We start from the raw sequence: 26060 nt of genomic DNA on the forward strand, positions 1-26060 counted from the left end.
CGGGCAGGTCGACGGCGAACCGGCGGGGGCCGTCACGGCTTGCGGCCGAACGCCTCGCGCAGTTTGCGCTTCGCGCGTTCGAGCGTCGCGCGGCGCGTTTTCGGCAGGTTGCGGCCCGCGCGGTTCACGTAGAAGTTCAGCATCGACATCGCCGACTGGAACGGCGTCCCCTTGCGTCGGCGGCTGTGTTCGGCCGAGCGCTTGAGCGACGCGGCGATCCTGCCCGGGTCGTCGGACTTGAAGATCTCGGGCTCGATGTCGAGCGCATCGCTTCTTTGCATGACGTCGGCGGACCAGCGCTTGCGGTGCTGCGGATCGTTGCTGCGCGCACGGCCCGGGCGGCGCGTCGCGCGTTTGCCGTGCGGATGGGAAGCGGAAGCTGAAGGCATGGCAGGGCTCTCCCTATGGAATCGGGATGGATCGCGGGTCTCGGGTGTCCGGGTGGTGCCGCAATTCGCGTGCCGCCTGTCGGTGGCGGCACGGGCCTTGCTGAATCGAAGGCGCAGGCCATTCCACTACGGCGGTTCCATTGAGGGAGAGCGCTCCATGAAGCCAGCATCCGAATCGAAATCTGCCGCGCGCCGGATCCTCGCGTGCGCGGCCGTCGCGCTCGTCGCGGCCGCACCGGCCGCATGGGCACAGAATTCGCAACGTTCCGACGAGGGCACCGGCGCGCCGATCCTGTCGCCGCCGGACACGTCGGCGCAGGGCAGCGGCGGCAACCTGTCGAACGGCAACACGGCGGCGCCGCCGCCCGCGACCCGCATGCAGGCGCCGCGCGGCACGGGTCCGCGCGGTCAACCGGACGTGCGCAGCAAGCCCGGCGGCATGACCGGCGCCGGGACCGGCAGCATGGGCGGCGGCGCGACGGGCGGCACCGGCAGCACCGGAACGGGCAGTACCGGCAGCGGTACCGGTAGCACCGGAATGGGCACCCCCGGTACGGGCAGCACCGGTACGAGCGGTGCCGGCGGCAGCGCGGGCATGGGCGGTGCCGGTGCGGCCCCGGGCGGAACCGGCGCGGGCGCCGGCACTAGCCGCTTGCCGGGGGCGACCGGCTCGGGCGGCGGCACGGGCAGCGCGGGTTCCAGCAGCTATTGACGATCACGGCGCCGCGCCGGCGCCCGGCGCGGCGCGCTGTCGGACGCCGCGCGCGAGGCCGGCCAGTCGCCACCACGCAGGAGGACAACATGCAATCGAATTCCCGGATCTCGCTCGACGACGATGCGCTGGACGCCGACGCCGCCGAGACCGAGGGTCTCGATACGACGGTTCATGTCGACGTCGCGACCGGCAGGATCATGTTTCATGCGGCGTGGGCGCTCGCGCCCGATGCGCCGCGCGATACCGCGCGGCACGCGGTCGTGCTCGCGCTCGACTGCGACACGATGGAGCGCTATGCGGACCTCGACGAGCCCGCGCGGATGCGCGTGCACGCGATGCTGCACGACAGCGTGCAGGCCACGCTCGACGCGCTGCCCGACGTCACCGAGGACCTGACGCTGACGATCGAGCTGACCGACGCGATGCTCGACGCCGCGCGTCACCTGCAGTGAGCGCGGCGGGCCGGCACCGGCCGGCGGCGGGTACGGCCTCGCATGCAGGCCACCGGGCGGCTGCCGCCGATAGTCGCGGGTATTGCCGGCGTCACGTTACATCCCGTTGAAATCTTTGCAGGCGCCGCGCGGCGCTATCCAATGGGGGCACGCATCACGCCGCGACGCGCGTGCGCGCCGCCAACCGCCGATCGCGGGTCGCGCCCCATCAAGGCGGCACCGCGCCGGCCGCCATCCCGACGGGCGCGGCACGCCCGTTGCTGCGTCGATGGATACGGCAGGGTACGGCACACCCGGTGCGACAACACGAAAGGGAGCGATTCATGATCGGCAAGCTGGATCATTGCAAGGTAGCGATACTCGCGGTCGACGGCTTCGAGGAAGCCGAGCTCGTCGAACCGCAGCGCGCGCTGACGGCAGAGGGCGCGCAGGTCGACGTGATTTCGCAGAAGCGCGGCGAGATCCAGGGGTTCAGGCACGTCGACAAGGGCGATCGCGTGAAGGTCGACCGCACGTTCGACGATGCGCGCGAAGGCGATTACGACGCGGTCGTGCTGCCGGGCGGCGTGGTCAACGGCGACGCGATCCGGATGCTGCCGGCCGCGCGCGAATTCGTGACCGCGGCCGTCGGCGCGGGCAAGCCGATTGCCGCGATCTGTCACGGCGGCTGGCTGCTCGTGTCGTCCGGGCTGGTGGACGGCCGCACGATGACGAGCTGGCCGAGCCTGCAGGACGACATCCGCAATGCGGGCGGCAAGTGGGTCGACCAGGAGGTCGTGCGCGACGGCAACCTGATCACGAGCCGCAAGCCGGCCGACCTGCCCGCATTCAACGGCGCGCTGGTGCAGTGCCTCGCGTCGCGGGGGCCCTGAGCGATGCCGGCCGAACCCGTTCGCCACGTGACGCTGACCGACGCGCCGCCCGAGTTCGACGGCGCGGCGCTGCTGATGCGTTTCGTCGTCGAGGTCGACGGGAAGCCGCAAACCTGCACGATCACGGTCGAAGCGCTCGAGGATCATTTCGGCGCGCGCTCCGCGCTCGAAGCCGACTTGCGCGACGCGTTCGAGCGCGGCCGTGCGCGCATCGAGGCCGCGTGCGCGGACGTGCTGGTCGACGGCAAGGGCGGCGTGGAACTCCACAGCGGCTACTTCCGCGTGCGCGACAAGGCGGCGGGCAAAACCGCCCGCGCCGGGATGTTCCGTTCGCGGAAGTCGTGAGTCCGTGGGGCATGCGGCGCGTGCCGCAGTGCGCCCGTGCCGTTCCATTCGCACCATTGGGCGCCATTACACGCCGTTGAAAAGTTTGCAGCGGCTCCCGAGCGCCTTGAAGTGACACATCACGCCGCGCGCCGGCCGGGCGCCGGGCCGCTCCGTCCCAGATACTGGCACACTCCCTGCATGTCTCCTCAAATCGCGGCGCACGATTCGCGCCTGCGCCGGCGCGATGCCATCGTCGTATCGCGCCAAGCCGTCAAATGGGGGAGACAACATGCTGACCGCACATGAATTTGCCGCACTATTCCTGGTCCATCGCGCGCCGGAACAGATCCAGGCCGACCGCGAAGATATCGTCGCGTTGGTGGAACAACACCTGATCGAGATGCGCGCCGACGCATCGGGCGCGAGCCGGCTCGCCCTGACGCCGGACGGGCTGTCGATCGTGCAGCGCATGCTGCGGCACGCCGGGCGCGGGTTCGGCAGTGCCGACGCGTGATGCCGAACCGCGCGGCTCAGTGCGCGATCGCGACCGGTGCGTTGACCTGCACGGCCGGCGTATCGCCGTCGAACGGCGGCGCGCACTGGAAGCGGTCGATCACGCCCGGTTCGAACAGCAGGCAGCAGGTCGAGCCGCCGTACTGGAAATAGCCGATCTCGTCGCCCTTGTCGATTCGCTGCCCCGGCACGACCTCGATCACGCACGACGACACGTCGCCCATCCCGACGAACACCGCGGCGACCGTCCCGATCCCAGGATCGTCGCAGTCGATCGCCACCACCGCGCGCGCGGCGACGGCCGTCATGTAGCCCTGCGAGTCGTTGAGCCCGGCCGGGTCCGGGCCTTCCGCTTCCGCGACCGAGTAGTAGGTGCCGTCGACCCGGTACGCGTGCGTGACGGTGCCGCGCACCGGCGCGTGCCAGCGGTGATAGTTGTACGCGCTCAGATACGCCTGGTAGAGGTCGCCGCCGACGAAGCGCTCGGCAAGCGGCAGCCGCGCGGGCGTGAAGATGTCGCGCAGCGAATACGGCTGCCCCTTGATCCAGAACCTGTCGCGGATCTTCACGCTGGATTCGGTGTGATACGGCGCGGCCTCGCACGCGCTGACGATCACGTGCGGATCGTCCGGCGCCGCGACCGGCCGCGCACCCGCGCGAAAGCGCCGCGTGAAGAAGTCGTTCCACGAGTCGAAGCCCCAGTGCGGCTGGTCCTCGCGATACTGGAACTGCGACAGGCCGAGGCGCGTGCGCGCTGCATCGCAGAACCAGCCGTCGGGCGACGACGTATCGAGATGCGCGCGCGAATGCGGGCCGCCGAGGAAGTCGCACCACACGTTCAGCACCTGCTTCAGGTGCGCGTTGACCGCCGCGTCGCGAAACACCGCGTGGCCCGACGGCATGCACATCGGCCAGTCGAGGAACGCGTTCAGCGGGCACACGACCAGGCTCGTTTCGCTGAACGGCGGCGTGTAGGTCATCAGGTGGTCGATCACGGTCATCAGTTCGCCGATCGATGCGTAGCCGAGCATGCGGCCCGCTTCGAGCGCCTCGTCGATCGCGCGGGTGAGGCTCATGCGCAGCACCGCGTTGTCGTCGAACAGCCGCGCGAGCGCCTGCACGGCCGGCGTGCGCAGCTGTTCGCCGGCCTGCGCGCGCGCTGCGTTCGCGATGTTCGCGCGGTACCCGGCCATCTGCGATTCCTCGCGGGCCATCCATTCGCCGAGACGGTGACGCGTTGCGGGCGGCGTGCTGCGGTCGATCGGCATGGTCGGCTCCGGAAAGGGTTGCGGTACGAAACGGGGGAGCAAGGCGCTTGCCCGGCGGGCGGCACCCGAATTGCTGCGCGTTTCAACGAAGGTCTCTTTCAATGAGCCGGGAGGGCACACATGAACGCAGCTTCGAATGCGCGACAGACCCAGGGCGCGGCGTCGACCGACGAGCGCCGCGGCAGCGAACAGCGGACGGTCGCACCGACCCGCACGCGGGCGCGCGTGCGCGCGGCGACCTCCCGCGACACGCGGCGAAACGAACGCAGCAGCGGGAACGGGCCGGTGGCGCCGACCCGCAAGGAAGGGGCGGGCGAGCCGCAGTGGGAGGATGACGGCGGCGCGATGCCGCCCGAAGAATGGTCGTGACGGTGTGACGCGCCGCGGCGGGAAGCGATGCATTCCTGCCATCGTTTCCATATTTCGAGTATTATCGAAATATGGAAACGAACCAGACCATCGCCGCGCTGGCGGCACTCGCGCATGAGTCGCGCCTCGCCGTCTTTCGCGCGCTCGTGCAGGCCGGCCCGTCAGGCTTGCCGGCCGGGCAAATCGCGACGCTGCTCGACGTGCCGCCGTCGTCGCTGTCGTTTCATCTGAAGGAACTGGCCCATGCGCAGCTCGTCACGAGCCGCCAGGAAGGCCGCTTCGTGTTCTATTGCGCGAACTTCGCAACGATGAACGGGCTGATCGGCTACCTCACCGAGAACTGCTGCGGCGGCAATCCGTGCACGCCGGTGTCCGCCTGTTCGACGTCCTGCTCCGGCCAAACCTGAGCACGCATACACCCGCCCGCCCATGACCACCAACGTCCTGATTCTCTGTACCCACAACTCCGCGCGCAGCGTGCTCGCGGAGGGAATGCTCAACCACTGGGCCGGGAAACTCGGCCGCGACGTGCGCGCCTACAGCGCCGGCAGCGCGCCGAGCGGCCGGCTCAATCCGTTCGCGCTGGATGCGCTCACGCGCGCCGGTGTCGACGTCACCGGATACCGCAGCAAGAGCTGGGACGAATTCGTCGGCGACGGCGCGCCGCGCCTGCGTATCGTCATCACGGTATGCGACAGCGCGGCCGCGGAGGCCTGCCCGTATTGGCCGGGCAGCCCGGTGAGAGTGCATTGGGGCTACGCCGATCCGTCGAACGCCGAGGGCGGCGATGCCGGCAAGCGGCTCGCGTTCGAACTGACGCGCGAGGCGCTCGGCTACCGGATGCTGCAACTGCTGCCGCTGCCGCTCGAGCGCATGAGCGACGCCGAACTGCAGGCGGCGTTGACCGCCATCTCGCGAAACTGAATGCTCGCACGGCGGCGCGCGTGAAACGGCGTGCCGCGTGCGTTGCTCCCGCACGGAATCCTCTTCGATGAACACGTCCAACGCGATCCCGCCTCGCCATGCCATTGCGAAGCCCGCGATCAATTTCTTCGAACGCTACCTGACCGTCTGGGTCGCGCTGTGCATCGTCGCCGGCATCGCGCTCGGCCAGATGCTGCCCGGCGTGTTCCAGCAGATCGGCCGCATGGAGTACGCGCAGGTCAATCTGCCGGTCGGGCTGCTGATCTGGGTGATGATCATCCCGATGCTGGTCAAGGTCGACTTCGGGGCGTTGCATGAAGTGCGTCAGCACGTCAAAGGCATCGGCGTCACGCTCGTCGTGAACTGGCTGGTCAAGCCGTTCTCGATGGCGTTTCTCGGCTGGCTGTTCATTCGGCATCTGTTCGCGCCGATGCTGCCGGCGGACCAGCTCGACAGCTACATCGCCGGTTTGATCCTGCTGGCCGCCGCGCCGTGCACGGCGATGGTGTTCGTGTGGAGCCGGCTGACCGGCGGCGATCCGCTGTTCACGCTGTCGCAGGTCGCGCTGAACGACAGCATCATGGTGATCGCGTTCGCGCCGCTGGTCGGGCTGCTGCTGGGGATGTCCGCGATTACCGTGCCGTGGGCGACGCTGCTCACGTCGGTCGTGCTCTACATCGTGATTCCGGTGATCCTCGCGCAGATCTGGCGCAAGGTGTTGCTCGCGAACGGGCAAGCTGCGTTCGACGCCGCGATGACGAAAATCGGCCCGTGGTCGATCGCCGCGCTGCTGGCCACGCTCGTGCTGCTGTTCGCGTTCCAGGGCGAAGCGATCCTGAAGCAGCCGCTGGTGATCGCGCTGCTCGCGGTGCCGATCCTGATCCAGGTGTTCTTCAACGCCGCGCTCGCATACTGGCTCAATCGTGCCGTGGGCGAGAAGCACAACATTGCATGCCCGTCGGCGCTGATCGGCGCGTCCAACTTCTTCGAGCTGGCCGTCGCGGCCGCGATCAGCCTGTTCGGTTTCCACTCCGGCGCGGCGCTCGCGACCGTCGTCGGCGTGCTGATCGAAGTGCCGGTCATGCTGCTGGTGGTGCGCATCGTGAACCGGTCGAAGGGCTGGTACGAGCGCGCTTGAGCAAACCACGGAATCCATCCATGACCGACCGACTGACCGACCTGCCGCAACTCGACGCCGAACTCTTCCGCGTGCCGGACGCGAGCCGCTTGCGGCCGGCGTCGCCGTCGACGCATCCGCCGCGTTTCCTGCTGCTGTACGGCTCGCTGCGCGAGCGTTCATTCAGCCGCCTGCTGGTCGAGGAGGCCGAGCGCTTGCTCACGGCGATGGGCGCCGAGGTGCGCGTGTTCAATCCGAGCGGCCTGCCGCTGCCCGACGATGCGCCCGAAAGTCACCCGAAGGTGGTCGAATTGCGCGAGCTGGTGATGTGGTCGGAGGGGATGGTCTGGTGCTCGCCGGAACGACATGGCGCGATGACCGGCATCATGAAGTCGCAGATCGACTGGATTCCGCTGTCGGTCGGCGCGGTGCGGCCGACGCAGGGCAAGACGCTCGCGGTGATGCAGGTCAGCGGCGGCTCGCAGTCGTTCAATGCGGTGAACCAGATGCGTGTGCTCGGACGCTGGATGCGCATGCTGACGATCCCGAACCAGTCGTCGGTGGCAAAGGCGTTCATGGAATTCGACGAAGCGGGGCGGATGAAGCCGTCGGCCTATTTCGATCGCGTCGTCGACGTGATGGAGGAACTGATGAAGTTCACGCTGCTGACGCGCGACATCGGCCCGTATCTGGTCGACCGGTACAGCGAACGGAAGGAAAGCGCGGAGGCGTTGTCGAAGCGGGTGAATCAGCGGGGGATTTGAGGATGACTCGCGTGGGGAAGCGGGTTGGATGGTTCGGTTGAGCGTCGGTCTGCCTGTCGGGTAGCATGCAAGTCGGCCGCGCGAAAGCACATCTCGGGCGCCGGCATGTGCACAACATCGCTCACGGTCGCAGGCGCTGCTCGTCGGCTGCCACCAGCGCCGCGACCGGCAACGCGGCAAGACAGCGATCGAGCCGCAACATGCCGTCCGGCGCGTCGATTTCGCTCCCGTCGTTCAGCCAGTCGATCCACCGCTCGCTCGTGCCGCGCGGCAACACGATCGCGGTATCGCCCCATTCCTGAGGCGCGATGCGCGGCAACTCCGGCACTTCGCCGAGCAACCGGCACGCGAGCCGCGTCACGACGACCACGACCGTCGCCGTCGCGTCGCAGCGCGCGAACGCGAGCGCATGCCGCCCGAGCCTGCCGCGCACGCGCAGCGGCACATACGCACCATCCGAGAACGTTGCCGGCCAGCGGGCGCGCAGCGCGAGCATCCGCTCGACGAGCGCGCGCTTCACGCGTGCGTCGGGCCAATCCTGCAGGTACGCGGCGACCGGTTCGTCGACCCGCTCGGCCGCGAGCTGAGCGAACGGCACGTCGCGCCGGTTGTCCGGATCGACCAGCGAGTGATCCCATGACTCGGTACCTTGATACAGATCGGGCACACCCGGCGACGCGATCCGCAGCGCCGCCTGCGCGAGGCTGTTGACGACACCGGCCGGCGCGATCCGCGCGACGAACCCATGCAGCCGGTGCACGAAATCGCCGGCGCCATGCGGCGTCAGGATCGCGCGGACGAACCGTTCGCAATCGGGCTCGTAGTCCGCGTCGGGCGCGAGCCAGTCCGTATGCTGTTTCGCTTCGCGCAGCGCCTTCGTCTGCCAGCGCACCACGCGCCCGGCAAGCGCAGCCAGCCCGGCCGCATCGTCGGGCGCGAGCGCCGGCGGCCAGCAGCCGACGAGCGTCTGGTACAGCAGCGCTTCCGCAGCCGGCCCCGGCGCCCACGCGAGATCGCGATGCGGGCCGCCGCGCCGCGGCTGGTTCAGCGCGGACCAGTCGAGCGACACCGCGCGCCACAGGTCCGGCACTTCACTGAGCACCGCGAGCCGCGCGCGCGCATCTTCGCCGCGCTTGTGATCGTGGGTCGCGGTCGCGACGAGCGTATGCGGAACGGTGCGCGCGCGACGGCGGTTGCGCGCATGGAACGCCCCGCGCGACAGGCTGAAATCGCCCGCATCGGCACCGACCTCGTTACGCGACAGCAGCCGGCCGTAGCGATAGTTGGCGGTATCCTCGACGCCCTTCGCGGCGAGCGGCGCGGTGAGCTGCGCGAACGCGACGCGCGCCGCGTGCAGCGCCTCGGCATCCGCGCGCGGCGCGCGCAGGCCCGGCAGCCCGAGCCAGCCGGCGACGCGATCGAGCGCGTAGCGGTCGGACGGATCGATCGTCGCGCACGCCGCGTCGTACGCGTGCGCCAGCACGCGACGATCGGCGCCGGTCGGCTCGTTGCCGGGTGTCGGGTACATCCGGTACACGGGAAGGTGCACGGCGAGTTCGCCCAGCACGCGATGAATCGCGATCCGGCTGAGGTCGCGCGTCGCGGGTGCCGCGCGCGCAATGCGGTGCAACGCCCGCGCGACACGTTCGTGCTCGCCGGCGAGCTGCCGCTTCAGCACGCGCCGCTTGCCGGCCACCGCCTCCTGCGCGAACGACCGCGCCGATCCCGACACGGCCGCCCAGTGCGCGGCGAGCGGCGCCGCGCCAGCCGGATCGTGCAGCAGCGCGGCGACGTCGTTCATGAAGTCGTAGCCGGTCGTGCCGTCGACGCGCCAGTCTTCACGCAGCGTCTCGCCCGGCGCGAGGATCTTCTCGACGACGAGATAAGGCCGCTCGCCGCACTGCGCGGCGAGCTGCGCCTGCAGGCGGCGGCAGTACGCGCCCGGGTCGGCGAGGCCGTCGACGTGATCGACGCGCAGGCCGTCGAGGCAGCCGGCCGCATGAAGCGCCAGCGGCAGCGCGTGCACCGCGTCGAACACCGCTTCGTCCTCGACGCGCACGGCCGCGAGGGTCGCGATGTCGAAGAAGCGCCGCCAGTTCAGCTCGTCGGCGGCCGTGCGCCACCACGCGAGCCGGTAGTGCTGGCGTTCGAGCAATCGATGCAGGCACGCGCGCGAGCGTGCGCGGCGCGGATCGGCGCCGCGCAGTATCGCGTCGAACGCATGCGGGCCCTGTGCGGCGGCGTATTCGCGCAGTGCCGTGTGCGCGTCCGCGAGGCGCGTGCTGCCGCGCACCGGCGCGGCGACGAACCGTTCGGCGAGCGCGTTCAGGTCCGCACGGTTGGCGATGCGCAGGATCTCGGCGTAGGTCGCGGCGGCGACCGGCAGCGTCCTGCCCGGGCATGCGATGAAGAAACGCCCGCTGGACGGCTCGGCGCCGAGCGCGACGTCGCCGGCGGCGAGCGCGTCGCCGTAGGGCGCGCCGAGGCAGGGCAGCAGCACCTTGCCGTGGAGCGTCGCGTCAGGCGGATGCCAGTCGATGTCGAAGTAGCGCGCGTACGGGCTCGCCGGACCCCATTCGAGCACGTCGTTCCACCAGCCGTTCGATGCGCCGCCGACGCCCATGTGGTTCGGCACGATGTCGGCGATCACGCCGAGGCCGCGCGCGTGCAACGCGTCGACGAGGCGGCGGAAGCCGGCTGCGCCGCCGAGTTCCGCGCTGATCGTGTGATGGTCGACGGTGTCGTAGCCGTGCAGCGAACCGGGCTCGGCCGTCGTGATCGGCGACAGGTACAGGTGGCTCACGCCGAGCCGCGCGAAATAGTCGGTGTGCGCGGCCGCGTCGTCGAACGTGAAGCCGGCGTGCAGTTGCAGTCGCAGGGTCGCGCGCGGAATCATACGTCCTGCTCCCGGGCGCGGCGTGCGCGCTCGAGCGCCGCGATGCGTCTGCGTACGTCGGCGTCGAACAGCGCGTCGACCGCGCGCGGCAGCCGGCGCAGCCAGTTCGGATGGCCGCGGGGCGGGCCGGGGAGATTCGGTTGGGCGTCCAGTGCGAGCAGATCCTCGAGCGGCACGATCGCGAGCGGCGACGGGCTGCGCGCGACATACGCGAGGACTGCATCGACGGGTGGCGTGTCGGCAGGCGGTACCGGATCACCGGGCGGCGCGCAGCCCGCTTGCTGCAACGCGCGCCATAATGCCGCGCGCTCGGTCGAGCGTTCGGCCCGGGCCGCAGTGAGGGCGAGGTCGGGGGCGGGCGGCGGCGTGTCGCGTGTTTGGGGCACGCCGTGACCGACATCCTTGGCGGGGTGCTCGTCACGCAAAGCAGGTTTGTTTCGTTCGTAACGTCCCGCTCGGTGTGCGGCCGCGGCGCGACCGATGTCGTCACCGACATTACGCGCGCTCGCGGTGCGTTGCGTTTGGCCACTCCCGTCGTCGGTGCGTGCATCCTCGGAGGCATCTGCATCTGCATCTGCATCTGCATCACCTAACCCCCGCCGCCACTCGAGATCGACACCACGCCACCAACCCGCCACGGTCGGCAGATCGTGCGTCGACGTCATCGCGATCGTGTCGCGCTCCCAAGCCGATGGCGGCCGAAACGCGCCATCCGCCTCACGCTCGAACCACAGCACGCGCATTCCCGCGATCCCCCGCGCGCCGAGGCGCTCGCGAAACCCGGCCGGCACCGTGCCGAGATCCTCGCCGATCGCGACCGCGCGATGCCGTGCCGCCTCCAGCGCGACCAGCCGCACGAGATCGTCGAGCGGATAGTGCAAGTACGCGCCGTCGCGCGGCGATCCGCCGTCCGGCACGATCCACATCCGCGCGAAGCCGAGCACGTGGTCGATACGAACCCCGCCCGCCTGCGCGAAGGCGGCGCGCAACAGGTCGACGAACGGCGCGAAGCCGGTCGCGCGCAGCGCGGCGGGTGTCCACGTCGTCACGCCCCAGGCCTGGCCATCCGCATTGAACAGGTCGGGCGGCGCGCCGACCGACACGCCGCGCAGCAGCGTCGTGCCGTGCGCCCATGCGTCGCTGCCCGCGCGATCGGCGCCGACCGCGAGATCGGCGATCAGCCCGATCGCCATCCCGGCCTCGCGCGCCGCATGCTGTGCGTTGCCGAGTGCGTCCGACGCGCACCATTGCAGGAACGCATGGAACGCGATCGTCTCGGCATGCGCGTGTGCGAAGGCGTCGACCTCTGCCGAGGCCGGCATGCGCCATGGCGCGGGCCATTGCCGCCAGTCCGCGCCGATCCCGTGTTCGATGCAGAACGCCTGCAGCGCATCGAAGCGCGCGTGTGCGTCGAGCGCGGCGCCGCCTGCCGTACGGAATCGCTCGAACGCGTCGCGCAACGGGCCGCCGTTCGCACGCCACGCATCGAAGCACGCGCGCAAGCGGCGCAGCTTCAGCGGCAGCACGTGCGGCCAGTCGATCAGCGGCGTATCGGGCGCGGCAGTGCCATGTGCCGTCGCGCCATGCATTCGCCGCACGATATCGGCGCCCGGCACCGCGTCGCAGTCGAGATACGCGACGTTGTGCCAGCGCCGCGACGACGGCGAATACGGGCTGTCGTGCTCGGGCAGTGCCGGATAGCCGGCATGCGTCGGGCTGATCGCGACCGCGTGCGCGCCGTGCCGCGCCGCGTGCGCGGCGAGACCGGCGAGCGCGGTGTAGTCGCCCGCGCCGTCGTCGCCCGTGCGGCGCAGGCTGTACAACTGGGCCGCGATGCCCCAGCGGCGCTGCGCACCCGCCACGCCGTCGTCGGCAGTGAACGGCCGCATACGCGGCGGCGCGATGGCGAGCCCGATGCGTTGCTCGCCGATCTCGAGCGCGTGATAGCCGGGCACCGCGAGCGGCGGCAGTGCGCCGGATTCGCCCGCGTCGGCCACGCGAGCGTCGACGTGCTCGCCCGTTTCGAGCGCGATCCGCAAGCGCGCGCCCGGCGGCGCGACGCTGCGCGGGAGCGTCAGCGGCACGCCGGCGTCGCCGGTGACGACCCGCGGCGTTGCGTCCCGGTCATCGGTCAGCGCGGCCGCGCTGTCGACCCGCTCGATCGGCGTGCCGCATGGCCAGCCGAGCGCATCGACGAGCGCGACGAGCGCGTCGTCGCCCACCCGCCGCGCGACGCCGCCCGCGTCGATCCAGTCGGGCGCCAGCCCGGCCGCACGCGCGAGGTCTGCGATCGGCACGTCGGTCGTCATTGTCGTGTGTGCCCGTTCGTGCGGTGATGGAGCGCATCGCGGTTGACCGCACCGTCGCGCCACGCGATGCAGGTGCGCGCGGGCAGCCGCCGCTCGGCCAGACGGTCGCGCGCGCGCGGCGGCGTCTCGAACACGATCTTGCCGACCGGCAGCATCGGCAGCAGCGCGTCGCGCGAGCCGGGATTGAATGCGAGCGTGAGCGTGCTGCCGTCGCCGAGCCGCCAGCGCGCGACGAGCGCCTCCGCGCTGCCGTCGCCGTCGCGGTTGCCGATGCCGATAGCGGACAGCAGCTCGACGCCGAGCGCGCGGGTGCCGGGCAGGTGCGGCGTCACGAGCGCCGCGCGCACGGCCAGCGCGCTGCGGTAGAAGCGCCGCCACGCTTCGGCGTCGGGCCATGCGTCGTCACCGGCATGACCGGGCGACGAGCGCACGAACGTGCCGATGTCGTTCGGATCGGGAATCGCGTCGCGATGCGCGGGATCGGCGAACGCGGAAAACGCGGCGAACTCGCGGCGCCGGCCTTCGCGCACCGCGTCGGCGAGCGCGCCGCGATAGTCGGTGAAGAACTGGAACGGCTGCGTGCTGCCGACTTCCTCGCCCATGAACAGCAGCGGCACCTGCGGCGCGAGCAGCATCAGGGCGGTCGCCGCACGCACCGCGTCGTCGTTCGCGAGCGCGCGCAGCCGCTCGCCGAAGGCGCGGTTGCCGATCTGGTCGTGGTTCTGCAGGAACGTGACGAACGCGGTCGGCGGCAGGTGCGCGCTCGGCTCGCCGCGCGGCGCGCCGTCGTGCAGCGGCGACGGCTCGCCCTGGTACGCGAACCCTTCGCCGAGCGTGCGCGCGAGATGGCGCAGCGGCGCATCGGCGTACGCGCGGTAGTAGCCTTCGCGCTCGCCGGTGAGCAGCACGTGCGCGCTGTTGTGGAAGTCGTCGTTCCACTGCGCGTCGAAACCGCCGGGGCCGAGCAGGCTCGCCAGATTGCGCTCGTCCTCGAGCACCAGATGCACATGGCGCGCGTCGCCCGCATACGCGCGCACGCGGCGGGCGAGCTCGCGCAGCCATGCATCGTCGTCGATCGCATGCGCGGCGTCGATGCGCAGGCCGTCGAAGCGGAATTCGTCGAGCCAGTACAGCGCGTTGTCGATGAAGAACGCGCTCGTCTGCGCACACGAGAAGTCGATCGCGGGCCCCCAGGCGGTCTGCCGGTCCGCGCGAAAAAATCCCGGTGCATAGCGCGGCAGCAGGTTGCCTTCGGGACCGAAGTGGTTGTAGACGACGTCGAGCAGCACCTGCAGCCCGAGCCCGTGCGCGGCGTCGACGAGTGCCTTCAGTTCCTCGGGCCGTCCGTACGACGCAGCGGGCGCGAACGGCAGCACGCCGTCGTAGCCCCAGTTGCGCGCGCCCGGGAACGCGTTGACGGGCATCAGCTCGATCGCGGTCACGCCGAGCGCGGCAAGCTCGGCCAGGCGCCGCTCGACGTTCGCATAGCCGCCGCATGCGCCGACGTGCAGTTCGTACAGCACCGTCTCGTGCCACGGCCGCCCGCGCCACGCGTCGTTGCGCCAGCGGTACGCGGCCGGGTCGACGACCTGGCTCGGGCCGTGCACGTCATGCGGCTGGAAGCGCGATGCGGGATCGGGTGCCACGAGACCGTCGTCGAGCAGGAAGCGGTACAGCGTGCCGGGACCGCACGGCGCGACGACCTCGAACCAGCCGTCCCCGGCCGGCAGCATCGCGACGCGCCGTTCGCCGTGCAGTTCGACCGCGGCCGTGCGGCTCGCGGGCGCCCACAACCGGAAGCGCGTGTGTTCCGTGTCGAGGCAGGTCGCGCCGAACGACGACGCGAATGCGTGCGTGCCGGGCGGATGGACGGTGCGTGACGTCATGGCGGCTCCTCACGAGTGCGGGGCGGGTGGCACGGCCGCGACGGCGATCACGGCCGCGTGCGCGGCGACGTCGCGGCCGGCGTCGGGCCAGCCGCGCGGGCCGGCGTCGGGCGTCGCGGTGTCGAGCAGCACGCGATAGTCGAGCACGGGTGCGGGCGGCTTGAACGTGACGACGTGGGTCGACGCATTCAGCATCACGAGCAACGCCTCGGTGCGCCCGGTGCGGCCGGTGCCGACGCGCCGCATCGTCAGCGCGCGGCGTTCGCCGTCCTCCCACGCGGGCACGCTCAGCGGGTCGCCGCGCTCGTCGAACCAGTCGATCTCGCGCATGCCCGGCGCACCGTCGCGGTCGCCGGACGGATAGCGCGGCGCCGACATCAGCGGATACATGCGCCGCAGCGCGGCGAGCCGCGACACGAAGCGCGTCATCTGCGCGCCTTCGTCGCTGCGCGCGAGATCCCAGTCGAGCCAGGACAGTTCGTTATCCTGGCAATATGCGTTGTTGTTGCCGTGCTGCGTCCTGCCGAATTCGTCGCCGGCCACGATCATCGGCGTGCCGAGCGCGGTAAACAGCGTGGCGAGCATCGAGCGGGCGACCCGCGCGCGCAGGTCGCGGATCGACGCGTCGTCGGTGGCGCCTTCGACGCCCCAGTTCGCGCTGCAGTTGTCGCCGTGGCCGTCGTGGTTGTCCTCGCCGTTCGCTTCGTTGTGCTTGTCCGCATACGACACGAGATCGGCGAGCGTGAAGCCGTCGTGCGCGGTGATGAAGTTGACCGACGCCCACGTGCGGCGCCGGTGATGATTGAACAGGTCGGCCGAGCCCGCGAGCCGCGCGGCGAGTTCCGGGCGCTGCCCGGCGTCGCCGCGCCAGAAGCGCCGCACGGTGTCGCGAAAGCGGTCGTTCCATTCGGCGAAGCCGGGCGGGTGGCGGCCCAGCTGATAGCCGCCGGGGCCGAGATCCCACGGCTCGGTGATCAGCTTGCGCTGCGCGAGCAGCGGGTCCTGCCGCAGCGCGTCGAAGAAACCCGCGCCCGGCTCGAAGCCGTGATCCTCGCGGCCGAGCGTCACGCCGAGATCGAAGCGAAAGCCGTCGACGTTGAACGCGCTCGCCCAGTAGCGCAGCGAATCCATCACCATCTGCACGACGCGCGGATGCGACAGGTTCAGCGTGTTGCCGCAGCCGGTCTCGTCGACGTGGTAGCGTGGGTCGTCCGGTCGCAGCCGGTAGTAGCTCGCGTTGTCGAGGCCGCGCCACGACAGTGTCGGGCCGAGCTCGTTGCCCTCGCACGTGTGGTTGTAGACGACGTCGAGCACGACCTCGATGCCGGCCGCGTGCAGCTGCCGGATCGCGATGCGCATTTCGTCGAGCCGCCGCGTCGACAGGTAGGCCGGCTCCGGCGCGAAGAACGCGGCCGTGTCGTAGCCCCAGTAGTTGCGCAGCCCGCGGTTCACGAGCGCGCGCTGCTGCAGGAACGCGTGCACCGGCAGCAGCTCGACCGTCGTCACGCCGATCGACAGCAGGTGATCGATGAACGCCGGATGCGCGAGCGACGCGAACGTGCCGCGCTCCGGCGCGCGCAACCCGGCGCGGCGCATCGACGCGCCGCGCACGTGGGTCTCGTAGATCACGGTGCTGCGCCACGGCACGTCGGGGCGCCGGTCCATGCTCCAGTCGAACGCCTCGTCGACCACCACGGCCTTCGGCATCGCGGGCGCCGAGTCGCGGCGATCCATCGACAGGTCCGCGCGGTTCGAATGCACGCGATAGCCGAACAGCGCGTCGGACCAGCGAAAGTGGCCGACCAGCTTGCGCGCGTACGGGTCGAGCAGCAGCTTGGTCGGATTGAAGCGATGGCCGTGCTGCGGCTGGTACGGGCCGTCCGCGCGAAAGCCGTACACGGTGCCCGGATGCGCGTTCGGCAGGTAGCCGTGCCATACCTCGTCGGTGCATTCGGGCAGGTCGAGGCGCGCGAGCTCCTTGCGGCCGGTCGGGTCGAACACGCACAGCTGGACACGCTGCGCATGCGCGGAAAACACCGCGAAGTTGGTGCCGAGGCCGTCCCAGGCCGCGCCGAGCGGATGGCAGCGGCCGGGTTCGAGACGGGCGGGCAGGGCGGTCGGCATGGGGATCGTCTCCGTGTCGAGGGCGCCGGGTGTCAGGCCGGGCTCAGCCACAGCGTCGCGAGCGGCGGCAGGCGCAAGGTGGCCGACCACGACTCGCCGTGCGCGGGGATCGCCTCCGTCGACACGGTGCCGTCGTTGCCGGCATTCGTGCCGCCGTACACGGCGGCATCGGTGTTCATCAGTTCACGCCACTGCCCGGGCGCGGGCAACCCGACGCGATAGCCGGCACGCGGCACCGGCGTGAAGTTGCAGACCGCGACGACGAGACGCCCGGTGTCGTCGCGGCGCGCGAACGCGAACACGCTGTTGTCGCGATCGTCGCCGATCAGCCACGCGAAGCCGGCCGCATGGCAATCGAGCGCATGCAGCGCCGGTTCGGCCGCGTACGCGCGGTTCAGGTCGCGCACGAGCCGCTGCACGCCGCGATGCGCGGGCGCGTCGAGCAGGTCCCAGTGCGGCGTCGCGTCGTGCGCGAACTCGGCCCATTGCGCGAATTCGCTGCCCATGAACAGCAGCTTCTTGCCCGGATGCGCCCACATGAAACCGAAGTACGCGCGCAGCGTCGCGAGCCGCTGCCACGCGTCGCCGGGCATCTTCGCGGCGAGCGAACCCTTGCCGTGCACGACCTCGTCGTGCGACAGCGGCAGCACGAAGCGCTCGGAGAACGCATACATGAGCCCGAACGTCATCCGGTCGTGGTGATAGCGGCGATGGATCGGATCCTCGCGCAGATACGCGAGCGTGTCGTGCATCCAGCCCATGTTCCACTTGAAGTCGAAGCCGAGCCCGCCGTCGCCGGTCGCCGCGGTGACACCCGGCCACGCGGTCGATTCCTCCGCGAAGGTGACGATGCCGGGCGGCGCGAGCGTACCGTGCAGCGTGTCGTTCAGCGTGCGCAGGAACGCGACCGCTTCGAGGTTCTCGCGCCCGCCGTGGATGTTCGGCACCCATTCGCCTTCCCTGCGCGAGTAGTCGCGGTACAGCATCGACGCGACCGCGTCGACGCGGATCCCGTCGACGTGGTAGCGGCGCGCCCACGCGAGCGCCGACGCGACGAGGAATGCGCCGACCTCGGTGCGCCCGAGGTTGAACACGCAGGTGTTCCAGTCGGGGTGCATGCCCTCGCGCGGATCGGCGTGCTCGTACAGCGCGCTGCCGTCGAACTGCGCGAGGCCGTGCGGATCGTTCGGGAAATGCGCGGGCACCCAGTCGACGATCACGCCGATGCCGGCCGCGTGCGCGCGGTCGACGAAGCGCGCGAAGCCGTCGACCGGCCCGAAGCGCGCCGACGGCGCGAACTGCGCGAGCGGCTGGTAGCCCCACGAGCCGCCGAACGGGTACTCGGAAATCGGCATGAACTCGACGTGCGTGAAGCCCATGCCGCGCACGTACGGGATCAGCCGCTCGGCGAGTTCGTCCCAGGTCGAACTGCGGTCCATTTCCTCGGGCACGCGCTGCCACGATTCCGGATGCACCTCGTAGATCGACCACGGCACCCGAAAGCGACGATCCGGATGCGGCCGCGCGTGGATCCAGCCGTCGTCATGCCATGCGAACGCGTCGAGCGCCGCCGTGTCGGCGACCACCGATGCGGTGCGCGGCGGCGCTTCGGTCGCGCGCGCGCACGGATCGGCCTTGTGCGGCAGCACGCGGCCGTCGCTCGCGCACAGCTCGTACTTGTAGTGCTCGCCGGCGCCGATGTCCGGCACGAACAGTTCCCACACGCCCCACGGGCGCCGCAGCCGCATCGGATGACGGCGGCCGTCCCAGGTGTTGAAGTCGCCGACCACCGACACGCGCTGCGCGTTCGGCGCCCATACCGCGAAGCGCACGCCGTCGATGCCGTCGACGCGCGTGGGCGTCGCCCCGAGGCACTCGAGCACGGCGGCCGGGTCGCCGGCCGCGAACCGCGCGAGCGCCGCGTCGTCGAGCAGCGTGCCGAACGCATACGCATCGTCGGTCACCTGCCGCGTGTCGGGCCACTCGATCGCGAGCCGGTAGTGGCCGTCGCGCGCGATCGTCCCGGCGAAGCAGCCGGCTTCGTCGACGCACGCGAGCGTGCCGAGTTCGTCGCCGTCGGGCGTCACCGCGCGCACGCGCCGCGCGCCGGGCAGCAGCGCGCGCACGACGATCCGCCCGGCATCCCCGTGCGGGCCGAGGCACGCGAACGGGTCCGGATGGCGCCCGGCGAGCAGCGCATCGATATCGTGGCGGTCGAACAGCGTGTCGGTCATCGGGTGCCTCCGTCGTCGGGTTCACCGTGCGTGTCGAGCAGGCGTTCGACGAGCGCGGCGAGCCCGCCGACCGGCACGCCGAGCCAGTCGGGGCGGTTCGCGGCTTCGTAGCACAGCTCGTACGACGCCTTGTCGATCAGGAACAGCGCGAGCAGGCGATCGGCATAACGCGGGTCGACGAAGCGTTCGGGCGCCTGCTCGGCGGCCGCGCGATAGCATTCGACGAAGCGGTCGGCGGCGGCCTGCCCGAAGCGGTCGAACAGCGCGCGCTTGCGGCCGGCCGCCTGCGGCGGCGCCTTCTCGATCACGAACTGCGCGGCCGCGCTCACGTACGACAGCGAGCGCAGGAAGCCGGCCACGTCGCGCAGCGGATGCGACTTCGCGCGGCGCCGCTCCAGCGGGCGCGCGGGCTCGCCCTCGAAGTCGATCAGCAGCGCATCGCCCTGCACGTCGAGCACCTGGCCGAGATGGAAATCGCCGTGGATTCGCGTGCATTGCGCGTCGAGGGTGCGCGGCACCAGTTCGCCGAGCGCCCGCACGGCCGCGTCGCGCGACGCGAGCAGCGTGTCGGCCGCGGCCCGCTCGGCGGGGGCCAGCGTATCGAGCCGCGTGCCCAGCACGTCGAGCGCGTGCTCGAACGACGCGATCGCATCGCTGCGCCAGTGATCGACGTGTGCCGGGGTCGCGCGCTCCGGCGCGAACGCCGGGTCGTCGGACGGCTGCGCGAGCGCGACGTGCAACTGGCCGAGCCGCGTGCCGACGATCCCGGCGAACGCCGCATAGCCGAGCAGCGCGTCCGGTTCCTCGCCGGACTCCGCCGCGTCGCCTTCGTCGACGGCCGGCAGCGCGAGCTCGTCGACCGCACGTCTCAGGAAGTCGAACGAACGCGTCCACGCGTCGCCCTGGTTGTCGACGTAGCGCTGCAGGATCGCGACCGTATGCGGCGTGCCGTCCGGATCGACGTGCACGACTTCGCCGGCGAGCGTCGCGGTGTTCGCATAGCCGATCCGCGTCAGGTGGCGGCTCATCTCCGCTTCCGGATGGATCCCGTGCGCGACCTTGCGCACCAGCTTCAGCACGATCGCATCGCCGATCACGAGCGAGCTGTTGCTCTGCTCGGCCGCGAGCCAGCGCACTTCGGCGTCGTCGCCGGGATCGAGCGCGGCGAGCGCCTGCTCGGGCAGGAAGTCGAGGCGGCCGCCGTCGGAAGTCGGCACCGTCGCGCCGTCGCGCAGCTTGCGCAGCATCCCGCGCGCGAACGACGGCAGCGCGAACGCGTCGGTGAGGTAACCGACGGTATGGCCGCGCCGCACGCGCGCGAGCGCGAGCTGCGCGAACAGCGGCTGCGACGTCTCGCCGCCCCACGCGGCGGCCAGCGGCACGACGTAGCGTTCGACCCCGCCGTCGCTCGCGGATACCCATGCTTCCGCGTACTGGAACGGCTCGTCCGGCATCGGCGTGACGACGTTCAGCCACGCGTCGCCGATCTTGCGGTCCTTCGACGCGAACCAGCGCCGCCGTGCGAGCCACGACGCGAGCGCATCGTGCGCGAGCGCATGCAGCTGGCCGACGTCCGGCCGCGCGTCGCCGCGCCGCATCACGATCGTCACGTACTCGGGCAGCGGCTGCGCGTGCGGCTGCCGCCACGACGGCTCGCGGCCATGCTCGGACAGCACGAACCACAGGAACCCGTACGGCGGGAAGGTGAGGAGATACGGGAGCTGGCCGACCGGCGGAAACGGCGAATCCGACGTCATTTCGATCGGCACGCGGCCCGCGAATTCGGACAGGTCGAGTTCGACGGCCTGCGACGCGCGCGACAGGTTCGCGACGCACAGCACCGTCTCGTGGCCTTCGAGTTCGCGCAGGTAGGCGAGCACCTTGCGGTTCTCCGGGCGCAGGAAGCGGATCGTGCCGCGCCCGAACGACTGCGTCGCGCGGCGCGTCGACAGGATGCGGCGCGTCCAGTTCAGCAGCGAATGCGGGTCGCGCGTCTGGGCTTCCACGTTGATCGCGTCGTAGCCGTACAGCGAGCCCATCACGGGCGGCAGCACCAGCAGTTCCGGGTCCGCGCGCGAGAAGCCGCCGTTGCGATCCGACGACCATTGCATCGGCGTGCGCACGCCGTCGCGGTCGCCGAGGTGGATGTTGTCGCCCATCCCGAGCTCGTCGCCGTAGTAGATCACCGGCGTGCCGGGCATCGACAGCAGCAGCGAGTTGATCAGTTCGATGCGGCGCCGGTCGCGCTCCATCAGCGGCGCGAGGCGGCGACGGATGCCGAGATTGATCCGCGCGCGCCGGTCGCTCGCATAGGTCTGCCACAGCAGGTCGCGCTCCGAATCGGTGACCATCTCGAGCGTCAGCTCGTCGTGATTGCGCAGGAACACGGCCCACTGGTTGCTCGGCGCGAGCGCCGGCGTCTGCCGCATGATGTCGACGATCGGGAAGCGGTCCTCGCTCGCGATCGACATGTAGATGCGCGGCATCAGCGGAAAGTGGAACGCCATGTGGCATTCGTCCTCGTTGCCGAAGTATTCCTGCACGTCTTCCGGCCACTGGTTCGCCTCCGCGAGCAGCATCCGGTTCGGGTACTCGGCGTCGATCGTCGCGCGGATCCGCTTCAGGATCGCATGCGTCTCGGGCAGGTTCTCGTTGTTGGTGCCTTCGCGCTCGACCAGGTACGGCACCGCGTCGAGCCGCAGCCCGTCGATGCCGAGATCGAGCCAGAAGCGCATCACCTGGATCACCTCGCGCACCACGGCCGGGTTGTCGAAGTTCAGGTCCGGCTGGTGCGAGTAGAAGCGGTGCCAGTAGTACTGGCCGGCGATCGGGTCGTGGGTCCAGTTCGACGTTTCGGTATCGAGGAAGATGATCCGCGTGCCCGCGTATTTCGTGTCGGTGTCGGACCACACGTAGTAGTCGCGATGCATCGAGCCGGGTTTCGCGCGCCGCGCGCGCTGGAACCACGGGTGCTGGTCCGACGTGTGGTTGATCACGAGCTCGGCGATCACGCGGATGCCGCGTGCGTGCGCTTCGCGGATGAAGCGCCGCACGTCGGCGAGCGTGCCATAGTCGGGATGCACGTCGCGGTAGTCGGCGATGTCGTAGCCGTCGTCGCGGCGCGGCGACGGGTAGAACGGCAGCAGCCAGATGGTATCGACGCCGAGCTCGGCGATGTAGTCGAGCTTCGCGATCAGGCCGGGGAAATCGCCGATCCCGTCGTTGTTCGAGTCGTAGAACGACTTCACGTGCACCTGGTAGATGATCGCGTCCTTGTACCACAGCGGGTCGTCCGCGCAGAGCGCGGGTGCGCGGCGCCGCGCACGGCGCCGGCGCGGCGTGCCGGCCGGGGCGAGCGACGGGAACTGCGCGCGCCGCACGTCGTCGAGGGAGTCTTCGCGTTTCATCATGCGTGTGCTCCGGAAGGGCCCCGGGCACCGCCCGGGTCGGGCGCCGGTGCTCGCGCGGCGCCGGGAGACGGCGCGAGCCGCCAGATCGCATAGGGCCGCACGTGCGGGTCGAGCGACACGTACTGGCGATGCCCGCGCCAGGTTTCGGCGCGCGCGGCGTCCTGTTCGAGCGCGTCGAGCGGTTCGCCGTCGACGAGCCCGAGGCCGCGCCACAGCGACGCATCGAGCATGAAGTTCGTGGCCTGCGGATGCCACGGGTCGAGGCTGATCGCGACCGCGACGACGCTGTCGTGCGCGGGCGTCGCCTTCACGAACACGAGCACCTGGTCGTTGTCCGCGTCGGCGAACGTGAGGCCGAGGTGGGTCTGCAGCGCCGGATGCTCGCGCCGCGCGCGGTTCAGCCGCGCGACTTCGCCGCCGATGTGCGCGGCCTTGGCCCAGTCGCGCGCGCGCAGCTCGTATTTCTCCGCGTCCGCGTATTCCTCGCTGTCGGGCAGCGGTGCCGATTCGCCGATCTCGAAGCCCGAGTACAGGCCCCACGAGCCGGCGAGCGTCGCCGCGAGCGCCGCGCGTATCACGAACTGCGAGCGCGGCGCGTTCTGCAGGTGGCGCGGATTGATGTCGGGCGTGTTCACGAAGAAGTTCGGCCGGAAGAACTCGCGCGCGGGGCCGGCGCTCAGCTCGGTCAGGTAGTCGATGAATTCGTGCTTCGTCTCGCGCCACGTGAAGTACGTATACGACTGCGAAAAGCCGATCTTCGCGAGCCGGTACATCATCCCGGGGCGCGTGAACGCCTCCGACAGGAACACGACGTCCGGATGCTTGCCGCGCACGTCCGCGATCATCCACGCCCAGAACGGCAGCGGCTTGGTGTGCGGGTTGTCGACGCGGAAGATCCGCACGCCGGCTTCGACCCAGAACAGCACCACGTCGCGCAGCGCGAGCCACAGGTCGGGCAGCGCGTCGGGCGCATAGAAGTCGGGATTCACGATGTCCTGGTAGCGCTTCGGCGGATTTTCCGCATAGCGCAGCGAGCCGTCGGGCCGCCACGCGAACCAGCCCGGATGGGCGGCGAGCCACGGATGGTCGGGCGAGCACTGGATCGCGAAATCCAGCGCGATTTCGAGCCCCTGCGCGCGCGCCGCATCGACCAGCGCGCGGAACGACGCGAGCGTGCCGAGCTGCGGATGCACGGCCGTGTGGCCGCCGTCCGGCGAGCCGATCGCGTACGGGCTGCCGACGTCGTCGGGGCCGGCCTTCAGCGTGTTGTTGCGGCCCTTGCGCGCGGTCGTGCCGATCGGGTGGATCGGCGGGAAATACAGCACGTCGAAGCCCATGTCGCGAATGCGCGGCAGTTGCGCGATCACGTCGTCAAAGGTGCCGTGCCGGTGCGGGTCGTTGCTCGCCGATCGCGGAAACAGTTCGTACCAGCTGGAAAAGCGTGCGGCGCGGCGCTCGACCTCGACCGGATAAACGGTATCGTCGTGCGTGACGAACGGCCGGTAGCGCAGCGCCGCGTAGGCGTCGGCGAGCGCGGGTTCGCCGAGCAGTGCGAGACGGTGTTCGTGCGACGCGTCGTTGAAGTCGGCCGCCAGCCGTTCCATCTGCCGGACCGCGTGCGCAGCGTCCGGCGCGGCGCGCTTCAGCGCCGTCGCGAGCAGCAGCTGCGCCTCGCGCACCTCCAGCGTCACGTCCTGGCCGGCCGCGCGTTTCTTCGCGATGTCGGTGACGAGCGAGGCCCAGTCGTCGCGCCACGCGATCACGCGGAACGCGTGGCGGCCGAGCCGCTCGAGCGCGATGCGCGCGTGCCAGCGGTCGTTCGGTTCCGCGACGAACGGCACTTCGCGCCAGTCGTCTTCGTCGTCCGCGCGCCACTGCAGCGCGGCCGCGAGATGCGCATGGCCGTCGGTGAAGATCGATGCGTGCACAACCAGCGTTTCGCCGATCACGCGCTTGATCGCGAAGCGGCCGCCGTCGACCGCCGGCTCGACGCGTTCGATCGCGATCCGGTCGGCCGCGAGCGCGGCGGACAGCGAGGCGCGCTCGTCCGCGGCGCCGGCGCGCGCGGTCGCGGGCGGCGCGCGCCGCGCGTCGAGCAGCGCGTAGCCGCCGGGTTCGAGCGTGAACGCGGCCAGCGCGACCGGTGCGGGCGTGCACGTGCCCGCCGGCGTCGCGACCTGCGTGAAGCCGCCCGGCACACCGGGCAGGATCGTCGCGGGATCGACCGGCGCGTCGGCATCGAGAGCGGGATTCAGCGCGATCAGCAGCGCCGTGTCGTCGTGCTCGAGCGACGGGCCCGTGCCGCGCAGCAGCGCGGTCGCGGCCGCGCCGGGCGCGCTCAGTTGCGCGATTTCGCCGCGCCCGGCCGCAAGCGGCGTCGCGCGGCGCCACGCATTCGCGTCGGCGATCGCGCCGGACAGGTCGAAGCGCGCGACGTCGAACGCGGCGCGATAGCGCGCGGCGTCCGCATCGCGCACCATCAGCGGCAGCGCGACGCCGCGCTCGAAGCCCATCGGCACGAGCCAGCCGGTGCCGAGCGCAGCCGCGGTCCACAGCGCGCGGTGGTACGCACGGGCGAGCGTCTCGTCCGGCGCGTCGTGCCAGTCGTCGGCGAGACGCGGGCCGTCGAAGGCGTCGGGAAACGCGATCGGCGAGCCGATGCGGCGCAGCAGCCGGTGCTCGTCCGCAAACCACGGCGAGCGCAGGTCCCACCAGCGTACCGACGAGAACACCGCGTCGAAGCCGGCCCCCTCGAGTTGCGCGAGCGCGTCGCGTGCATGGCCGGGCACGCCAGCCAGCACCGCGACGTCCGGGCGCGCGCGCCGCAGCGCCGCGCGCCAGCCGGGCCACCACGCGGCCGGCAGGTGATGCGGCGCGTCGATCAGGAAGCCGGCCGCGCCGGCGTCCGCGAACGCGGCGAGATGCGCGCACCACCACGCGGCGAGCGCATCGTGCGTCGCGTCGTCGCCGACCCGCGCATGGGCGACGTCGAGTTCATGCGCGCCGCAGCGCGGATCGATCAGCGCGTCGTCGTGCGCGCGCTCGGCATACCAGTCCGGATGCTCGGCGCGCAGCGGATTGTCGCGCGCGATGCGGTCGGGCACGACTTCGAGCAGCACGCGCAGCCCGTGGCCGTGCGCGAGCTGGGCGAGCCGCGAGAAGGTTTCGAGCGCGCCGGCGCGCGTCGCGAACGTCGCGGCCGGCCGGTGGAAGTCGGCGACGTGCCGCGGAAAACCCGCGACGCTGGCGGCCCAGAAGCCGCCGATCAGCACGTGATCGAAGCCCATGCCGGCGATGTGCGCGAACGTGTCGGGCCACGCGTCGAGCGGGCCGACGAGGCGCGCGTCGCAGAAGTAGAGGTGGGGAGCGAAGGGCGGGGTGGCGTTCATGGGATGGCGGGTCCGGGCGTCGGCGAACGGTAACGGTCGTGCGCCGCAACCCGCGTGCCTGCGGCGCGGCGCCCGGCGCGGTAACGTTCGGGCGCGATGCCG

19 protein-coding genes are annotated in these 26060 nt (G+C 71.0%); 10 read left to right on the forward strand and 9 right to left on the reverse strand.

Annotated elements, in window-relative coordinates; all coding sequences use genetic code 11:
• Positions 1–32 precede the first annotated feature (32 nt).
• Complete coding sequence (locus DIE16_RS03925; protein WP_124485802.1) at positions 33–389, reverse strand: DUF3175 domain-containing protein; 357 nt, start codon at positions 387–389, stop codon at positions 33–35.
• Positions 390–546: 157 nt separating this feature from the next.
• Here DIE16_RS03925 and DIE16_RS03930 point away from each other — a divergent pair, with 157 nt between their 5' ends.
• The 5 genes from DIE16_RS03930 (at position 547) to DIE16_RS03950 (ending at position 3269) form a co-directional block, all read left to right on the forward strand.
• Positions 547–1101 (forward strand): hypothetical protein, encoded by a 555-nt coding sequence (locus tag DIE16_RS03930; protein WP_124891842.1) that lies wholly within the window; start codon positions 547–549, stop codon positions 1099–1101.
• An 89-nt stretch (positions 1102–1190) separates the two neighbouring features.
• Entirely contained in the window at positions 1191–1556 is a 366-nt protein-coding gene (locus tag DIE16_RS03935) for a DUF3022 domain-containing protein (RefSeq protein WP_124485804.1), read from the forward strand.
• Positions 1557–1879: 323 nt separating this feature from the next.
• On the forward strand, positions 1880–2428 hold the full coding sequence (locus DIE16_RS03940) for a type 1 glutamine amidotransferase domain-containing protein (RefSeq protein ID WP_044843395.1): 549 nt from the start codon (positions 1880–1882) through the stop codon (positions 2426–2428).
• A gap of 3 nt (positions 2429–2431) precedes the next feature.
• Positions 2432–2773 carry a DUF1488 domain-containing protein gene (locus DIE16_RS03945; protein WP_044843396.1) on the forward strand — a complete coding sequence of 114 codons (342 nt, stop codon included), beginning with the start codon at positions 2432–2434 and terminating at the stop codon, positions 2771–2773.
• A gap of 271 nt (positions 2774–3044) precedes the next feature.
• On the forward strand, positions 3045–3269 hold the full coding sequence (locus tag DIE16_RS03950) for a hypothetical protein (RefSeq protein WP_044843397.1): 225 nt from the start codon (positions 3045–3047) through the stop codon (positions 3267–3269).
• A gap of 16 nt (positions 3270–3285) precedes the next feature.
• Here the strand turns inward: DIE16_RS03950 and DIE16_RS03955 are convergent, their stop codons facing one another.
• Positions 3286–4536, reverse strand: a complete 1251-nt coding sequence (locus tag DIE16_RS03955; RefSeq protein WP_124891843.1) for a phosphatidylserine decarboxylase family protein — start codon at positions 4534–4536, stop codon at positions 3286–3288.
• A 120-nt stretch (positions 4537–4656) separates the two neighbouring features.
• Between DIE16_RS03955 and DIE16_RS03960 the strand changes: the two genes are divergently transcribed.
• The 5 genes from DIE16_RS03960 to arsH all read left to right on the forward strand — a co-directional run bounded on the left by DIE16_RS03960 (position 4657) and on the right by arsH (position 7710).
• On the forward strand, positions 4657–4905 hold the full coding sequence (locus DIE16_RS03960) for a hypothetical protein (RefSeq protein WP_124891844.1): 249 nt from the start codon (positions 4657–4659) through the stop codon (positions 4903–4905).
• Positions 4906–4976: 71 nt separating this feature from the next.
• A complete protein-coding gene (locus DIE16_RS03965) occupies positions 4977–5312 on the forward strand; it encodes a helix-turn-helix transcriptional regulator (RefSeq protein ID WP_124521825.1) in 336 nt (111 codons plus the stop codon).
• Between the two features lie 22 nt (positions 5313–5334).
• Positions 5335–5829, forward strand: coding sequence for an arsenate reductase ArsC (locus tag DIE16_RS03970; protein WP_124891845.1), 495 nt, complete (start codon positions 5335–5337; stop codon positions 5827–5829).
• A gap of 67 nt (positions 5830–5896) precedes the next feature.
• Positions 5897–6967 carry an ACR3 family arsenite efflux transporter gene (arsB, locus tag DIE16_RS03975; RefSeq protein WP_124891846.1) on the forward strand — a complete coding sequence of 357 codons (1071 nt, stop codon included), beginning with the start codon at positions 5897–5899 and terminating at the stop codon, positions 6965–6967.
• A 20-nt stretch (positions 6968–6987) separates the two neighbouring features.
• Positions 6988–7710, forward strand: coding sequence for an arsenical resistance protein ArsH (arsH, locus tag DIE16_RS03980; protein ID WP_124891847.1), 723 nt, complete (start codon positions 6988–6990; stop codon positions 7708–7710).
• A gap of 121 nt (positions 7711–7831) precedes the next feature.
• Here arsH and treY read toward each other — a convergent pair whose 3' ends face one another.
• Genes treY through DIE16_RS04015 form a run of 7 tightly spaced genes read right to left on the reverse strand, consistent with a single transcriptional unit; the run spans position 7832 to position 25958 of the window.
• Positions 7832–10606, reverse strand: a complete 2775-nt coding sequence (gene treY, locus DIE16_RS03985; protein ID WP_124891848.1) for a malto-oligosyltrehalose synthase — start codon at positions 10604–10606, stop codon at positions 7832–7834.
• Positions 10603–12915, reverse strand: a complete 2313-nt coding sequence (gene malQ / locus DIE16_RS03990) for a 4-alpha-glucanotransferase (protein WP_124891849.1) — start codon at positions 12913–12915, stop codon at positions 10603–10605. The genes treY and malQ overlap by 4 nt, the downstream gene beginning before the upstream one ends.
• Positions 12912–14801 carry a malto-oligosyltrehalose trehalohydrolase gene (gene treZ / locus DIE16_RS03995; RefSeq protein ID WP_124891850.1) on the reverse strand — a complete coding sequence of 630 codons (1890 nt, stop codon included), beginning with the start codon at positions 14799–14801 and terminating at the stop codon, positions 12912–12914. The genes malQ and treZ overlap by 4 nt, the downstream gene beginning before the upstream one ends.
• A 9-nt stretch (positions 14802–14810) precedes the next feature.
• Positions 14811–16925 (reverse strand): glycogen debranching protein GlgX, encoded by a 2115-nt coding sequence (gene glgX, locus DIE16_RS04000; RefSeq protein WP_124891851.1) that lies wholly within the window; start codon positions 16923–16925, stop codon positions 14811–14813.
• A gap of 32 nt (positions 16926–16957) precedes the next feature.
• The gene (gene glgB / locus DIE16_RS04005; protein ID WP_124891852.1) at positions 16958–19159 is read right to left on the reverse strand and encodes a 1,4-alpha-glucan branching protein GlgB; all 2202 of its coding nucleotides are present in this window, start codon (positions 19157–19159) and stop codon (positions 16958–16960) included.
• A complete protein-coding gene (treS, locus tag DIE16_RS04010) occupies positions 19156–22566 on the reverse strand; it encodes a maltose alpha-D-glucosyltransferase (protein WP_124891943.1) in 3411 nt (1136 codons plus the stop codon). Before treS ends, glgB begins: the two co-directional genes overlap by 4 nt.
• Positions 22566–25958 (reverse strand): alpha-1,4-glucan--maltose-1-phosphate maltosyltransferase, encoded by a 3393-nt coding sequence (locus DIE16_RS04015; RefSeq protein WP_124891853.1) that lies wholly within the window; start codon positions 25956–25958, stop codon positions 22566–22568. The genes treS and DIE16_RS04015 overlap by 1 nt, the downstream gene beginning before the upstream one ends.
• Between the last annotated feature and the right edge of the window lie 102 nt (positions 25959–26060).

The organism is Burkholderia sp. Bp9090 (assembly GCF_003857985.1).
Lineage (GTDB): Bacteria > Pseudomonadota > Gammaproteobacteria > Burkholderiales > Burkholderiaceae > Burkholderia.

What these genes read in the sequence shown, in the direction of transcription:
- DIE16_RS03925 (WP_124485802.1), bottom strand. Translation starts at nt 389, where the DNA reads ATGCCTTCAGCTTCCGCTTCCCATCCGCACGGCAAACGCGCGACGCGC.
- DIE16_RS03930 (WP_124891842.1), top strand. Translation starts at nt 547, where the DNA reads ATGAAGCCAGCATCCGAATCGAAATCTGCCGCGCGCCGGATCCTCGCG.
- DIE16_RS03935 (WP_124485804.1), top strand. Translation starts at nt 1,191, where the DNA reads ATGCAATCGAATTCCCGGATCTCGCTCGACGACGATGCGCTGGACGCC.
- DIE16_RS03940 (WP_044843395.1), top strand. Translation starts at nt 1,880, where the DNA reads ATGATCGGCAAGCTGGATCATTGCAAGGTAGCGATACTCGCGGTCGAC.
- DIE16_RS03945 (WP_044843396.1), top strand. Translation starts at nt 2,432, where the DNA reads ATGCCGGCCGAACCCGTTCGCCACGTGACGCTGACCGACGCGCCGCCC.
- DIE16_RS03950 (WP_044843397.1), top strand. Translation starts at nt 3,045, where the DNA reads ATGCTGACCGCACATGAATTTGCCGCACTATTCCTGGTCCATCGCGCG.
- DIE16_RS03955 (WP_124891843.1), bottom strand. Translation starts at nt 4,536, where the DNA reads ATGCCGATCGACCGCAGCACGCCGCCCGCAACGCGTCACCGTCTCGGC.
- DIE16_RS03960 (WP_124891844.1), top strand. Translation starts at nt 4,657, where the DNA reads ATGAACGCAGCTTCGAATGCGCGACAGACCCAGGGCGCGGCGTCGACC.
- DIE16_RS03965 (WP_124521825.1), top strand. Translation starts at nt 4,977, where the DNA reads ATGGAAACGAACCAGACCATCGCCGCGCTGGCGGCACTCGCGCATGAG.
- DIE16_RS03970 (WP_124891845.1), top strand. Translation starts at nt 5,335, where the DNA reads ATGACCACCAACGTCCTGATTCTCTGTACCCACAACTCCGCGCGCAGC.
- arsB (WP_124891846.1), top strand. Translation starts at nt 5,897, where the DNA reads ATGAACACGTCCAACGCGATCCCGCCTCGCCATGCCATTGCGAAGCCC.
- arsH (WP_124891847.1), top strand. Translation starts at nt 6,988, where the DNA reads ATGACCGACCGACTGACCGACCTGCCGCAACTCGACGCCGAACTCTTC.
- treY (WP_124891848.1), bottom strand. Translation starts at nt 10,606, where the DNA reads ATGATTCCGCGCGCGACCCTGCGACTGCAACTGCACGCCGGCTTCACG.
- malQ (WP_124891849.1), bottom strand. Translation starts at nt 12,915, where the DNA reads ATGACGACCGACGTGCCGATCGCAGACCTCGCGCGTGCGGCCGGGCTG.
- treZ (WP_124891850.1), bottom strand. Translation starts at nt 14,801, where the DNA reads ATGACGTCACGCACCGTCCATCCGCCCGGCACGCACGCATTCGCGTCG.
- glgX (WP_124891851.1), bottom strand. Translation starts at nt 16,925, where the DNA reads ATGCCGACCGCCCTGCCCGCCCGTCTCGAACCCGGCCGCTGCCATCCG.
- glgB (WP_124891852.1), bottom strand. Translation starts at nt 19,159, where the DNA reads ATGACCGACACGCTGTTCGACCGCCACGATATCGATGCGCTGCTCGCC.
- treS (WP_124891943.1), bottom strand. Translation starts at nt 22,566, where the DNA reads ATGAAACGCGAAGACTCCCTCGACGACGTGCGGCGCGCGCAGTTCCCG.
- DIE16_RS04015 (WP_124891853.1), bottom strand. Translation starts at nt 25,958, where the DNA reads ATGAACGCCACCCCGCCCTTCGCTCCCCACCTCTACTTCTGCGACGCG.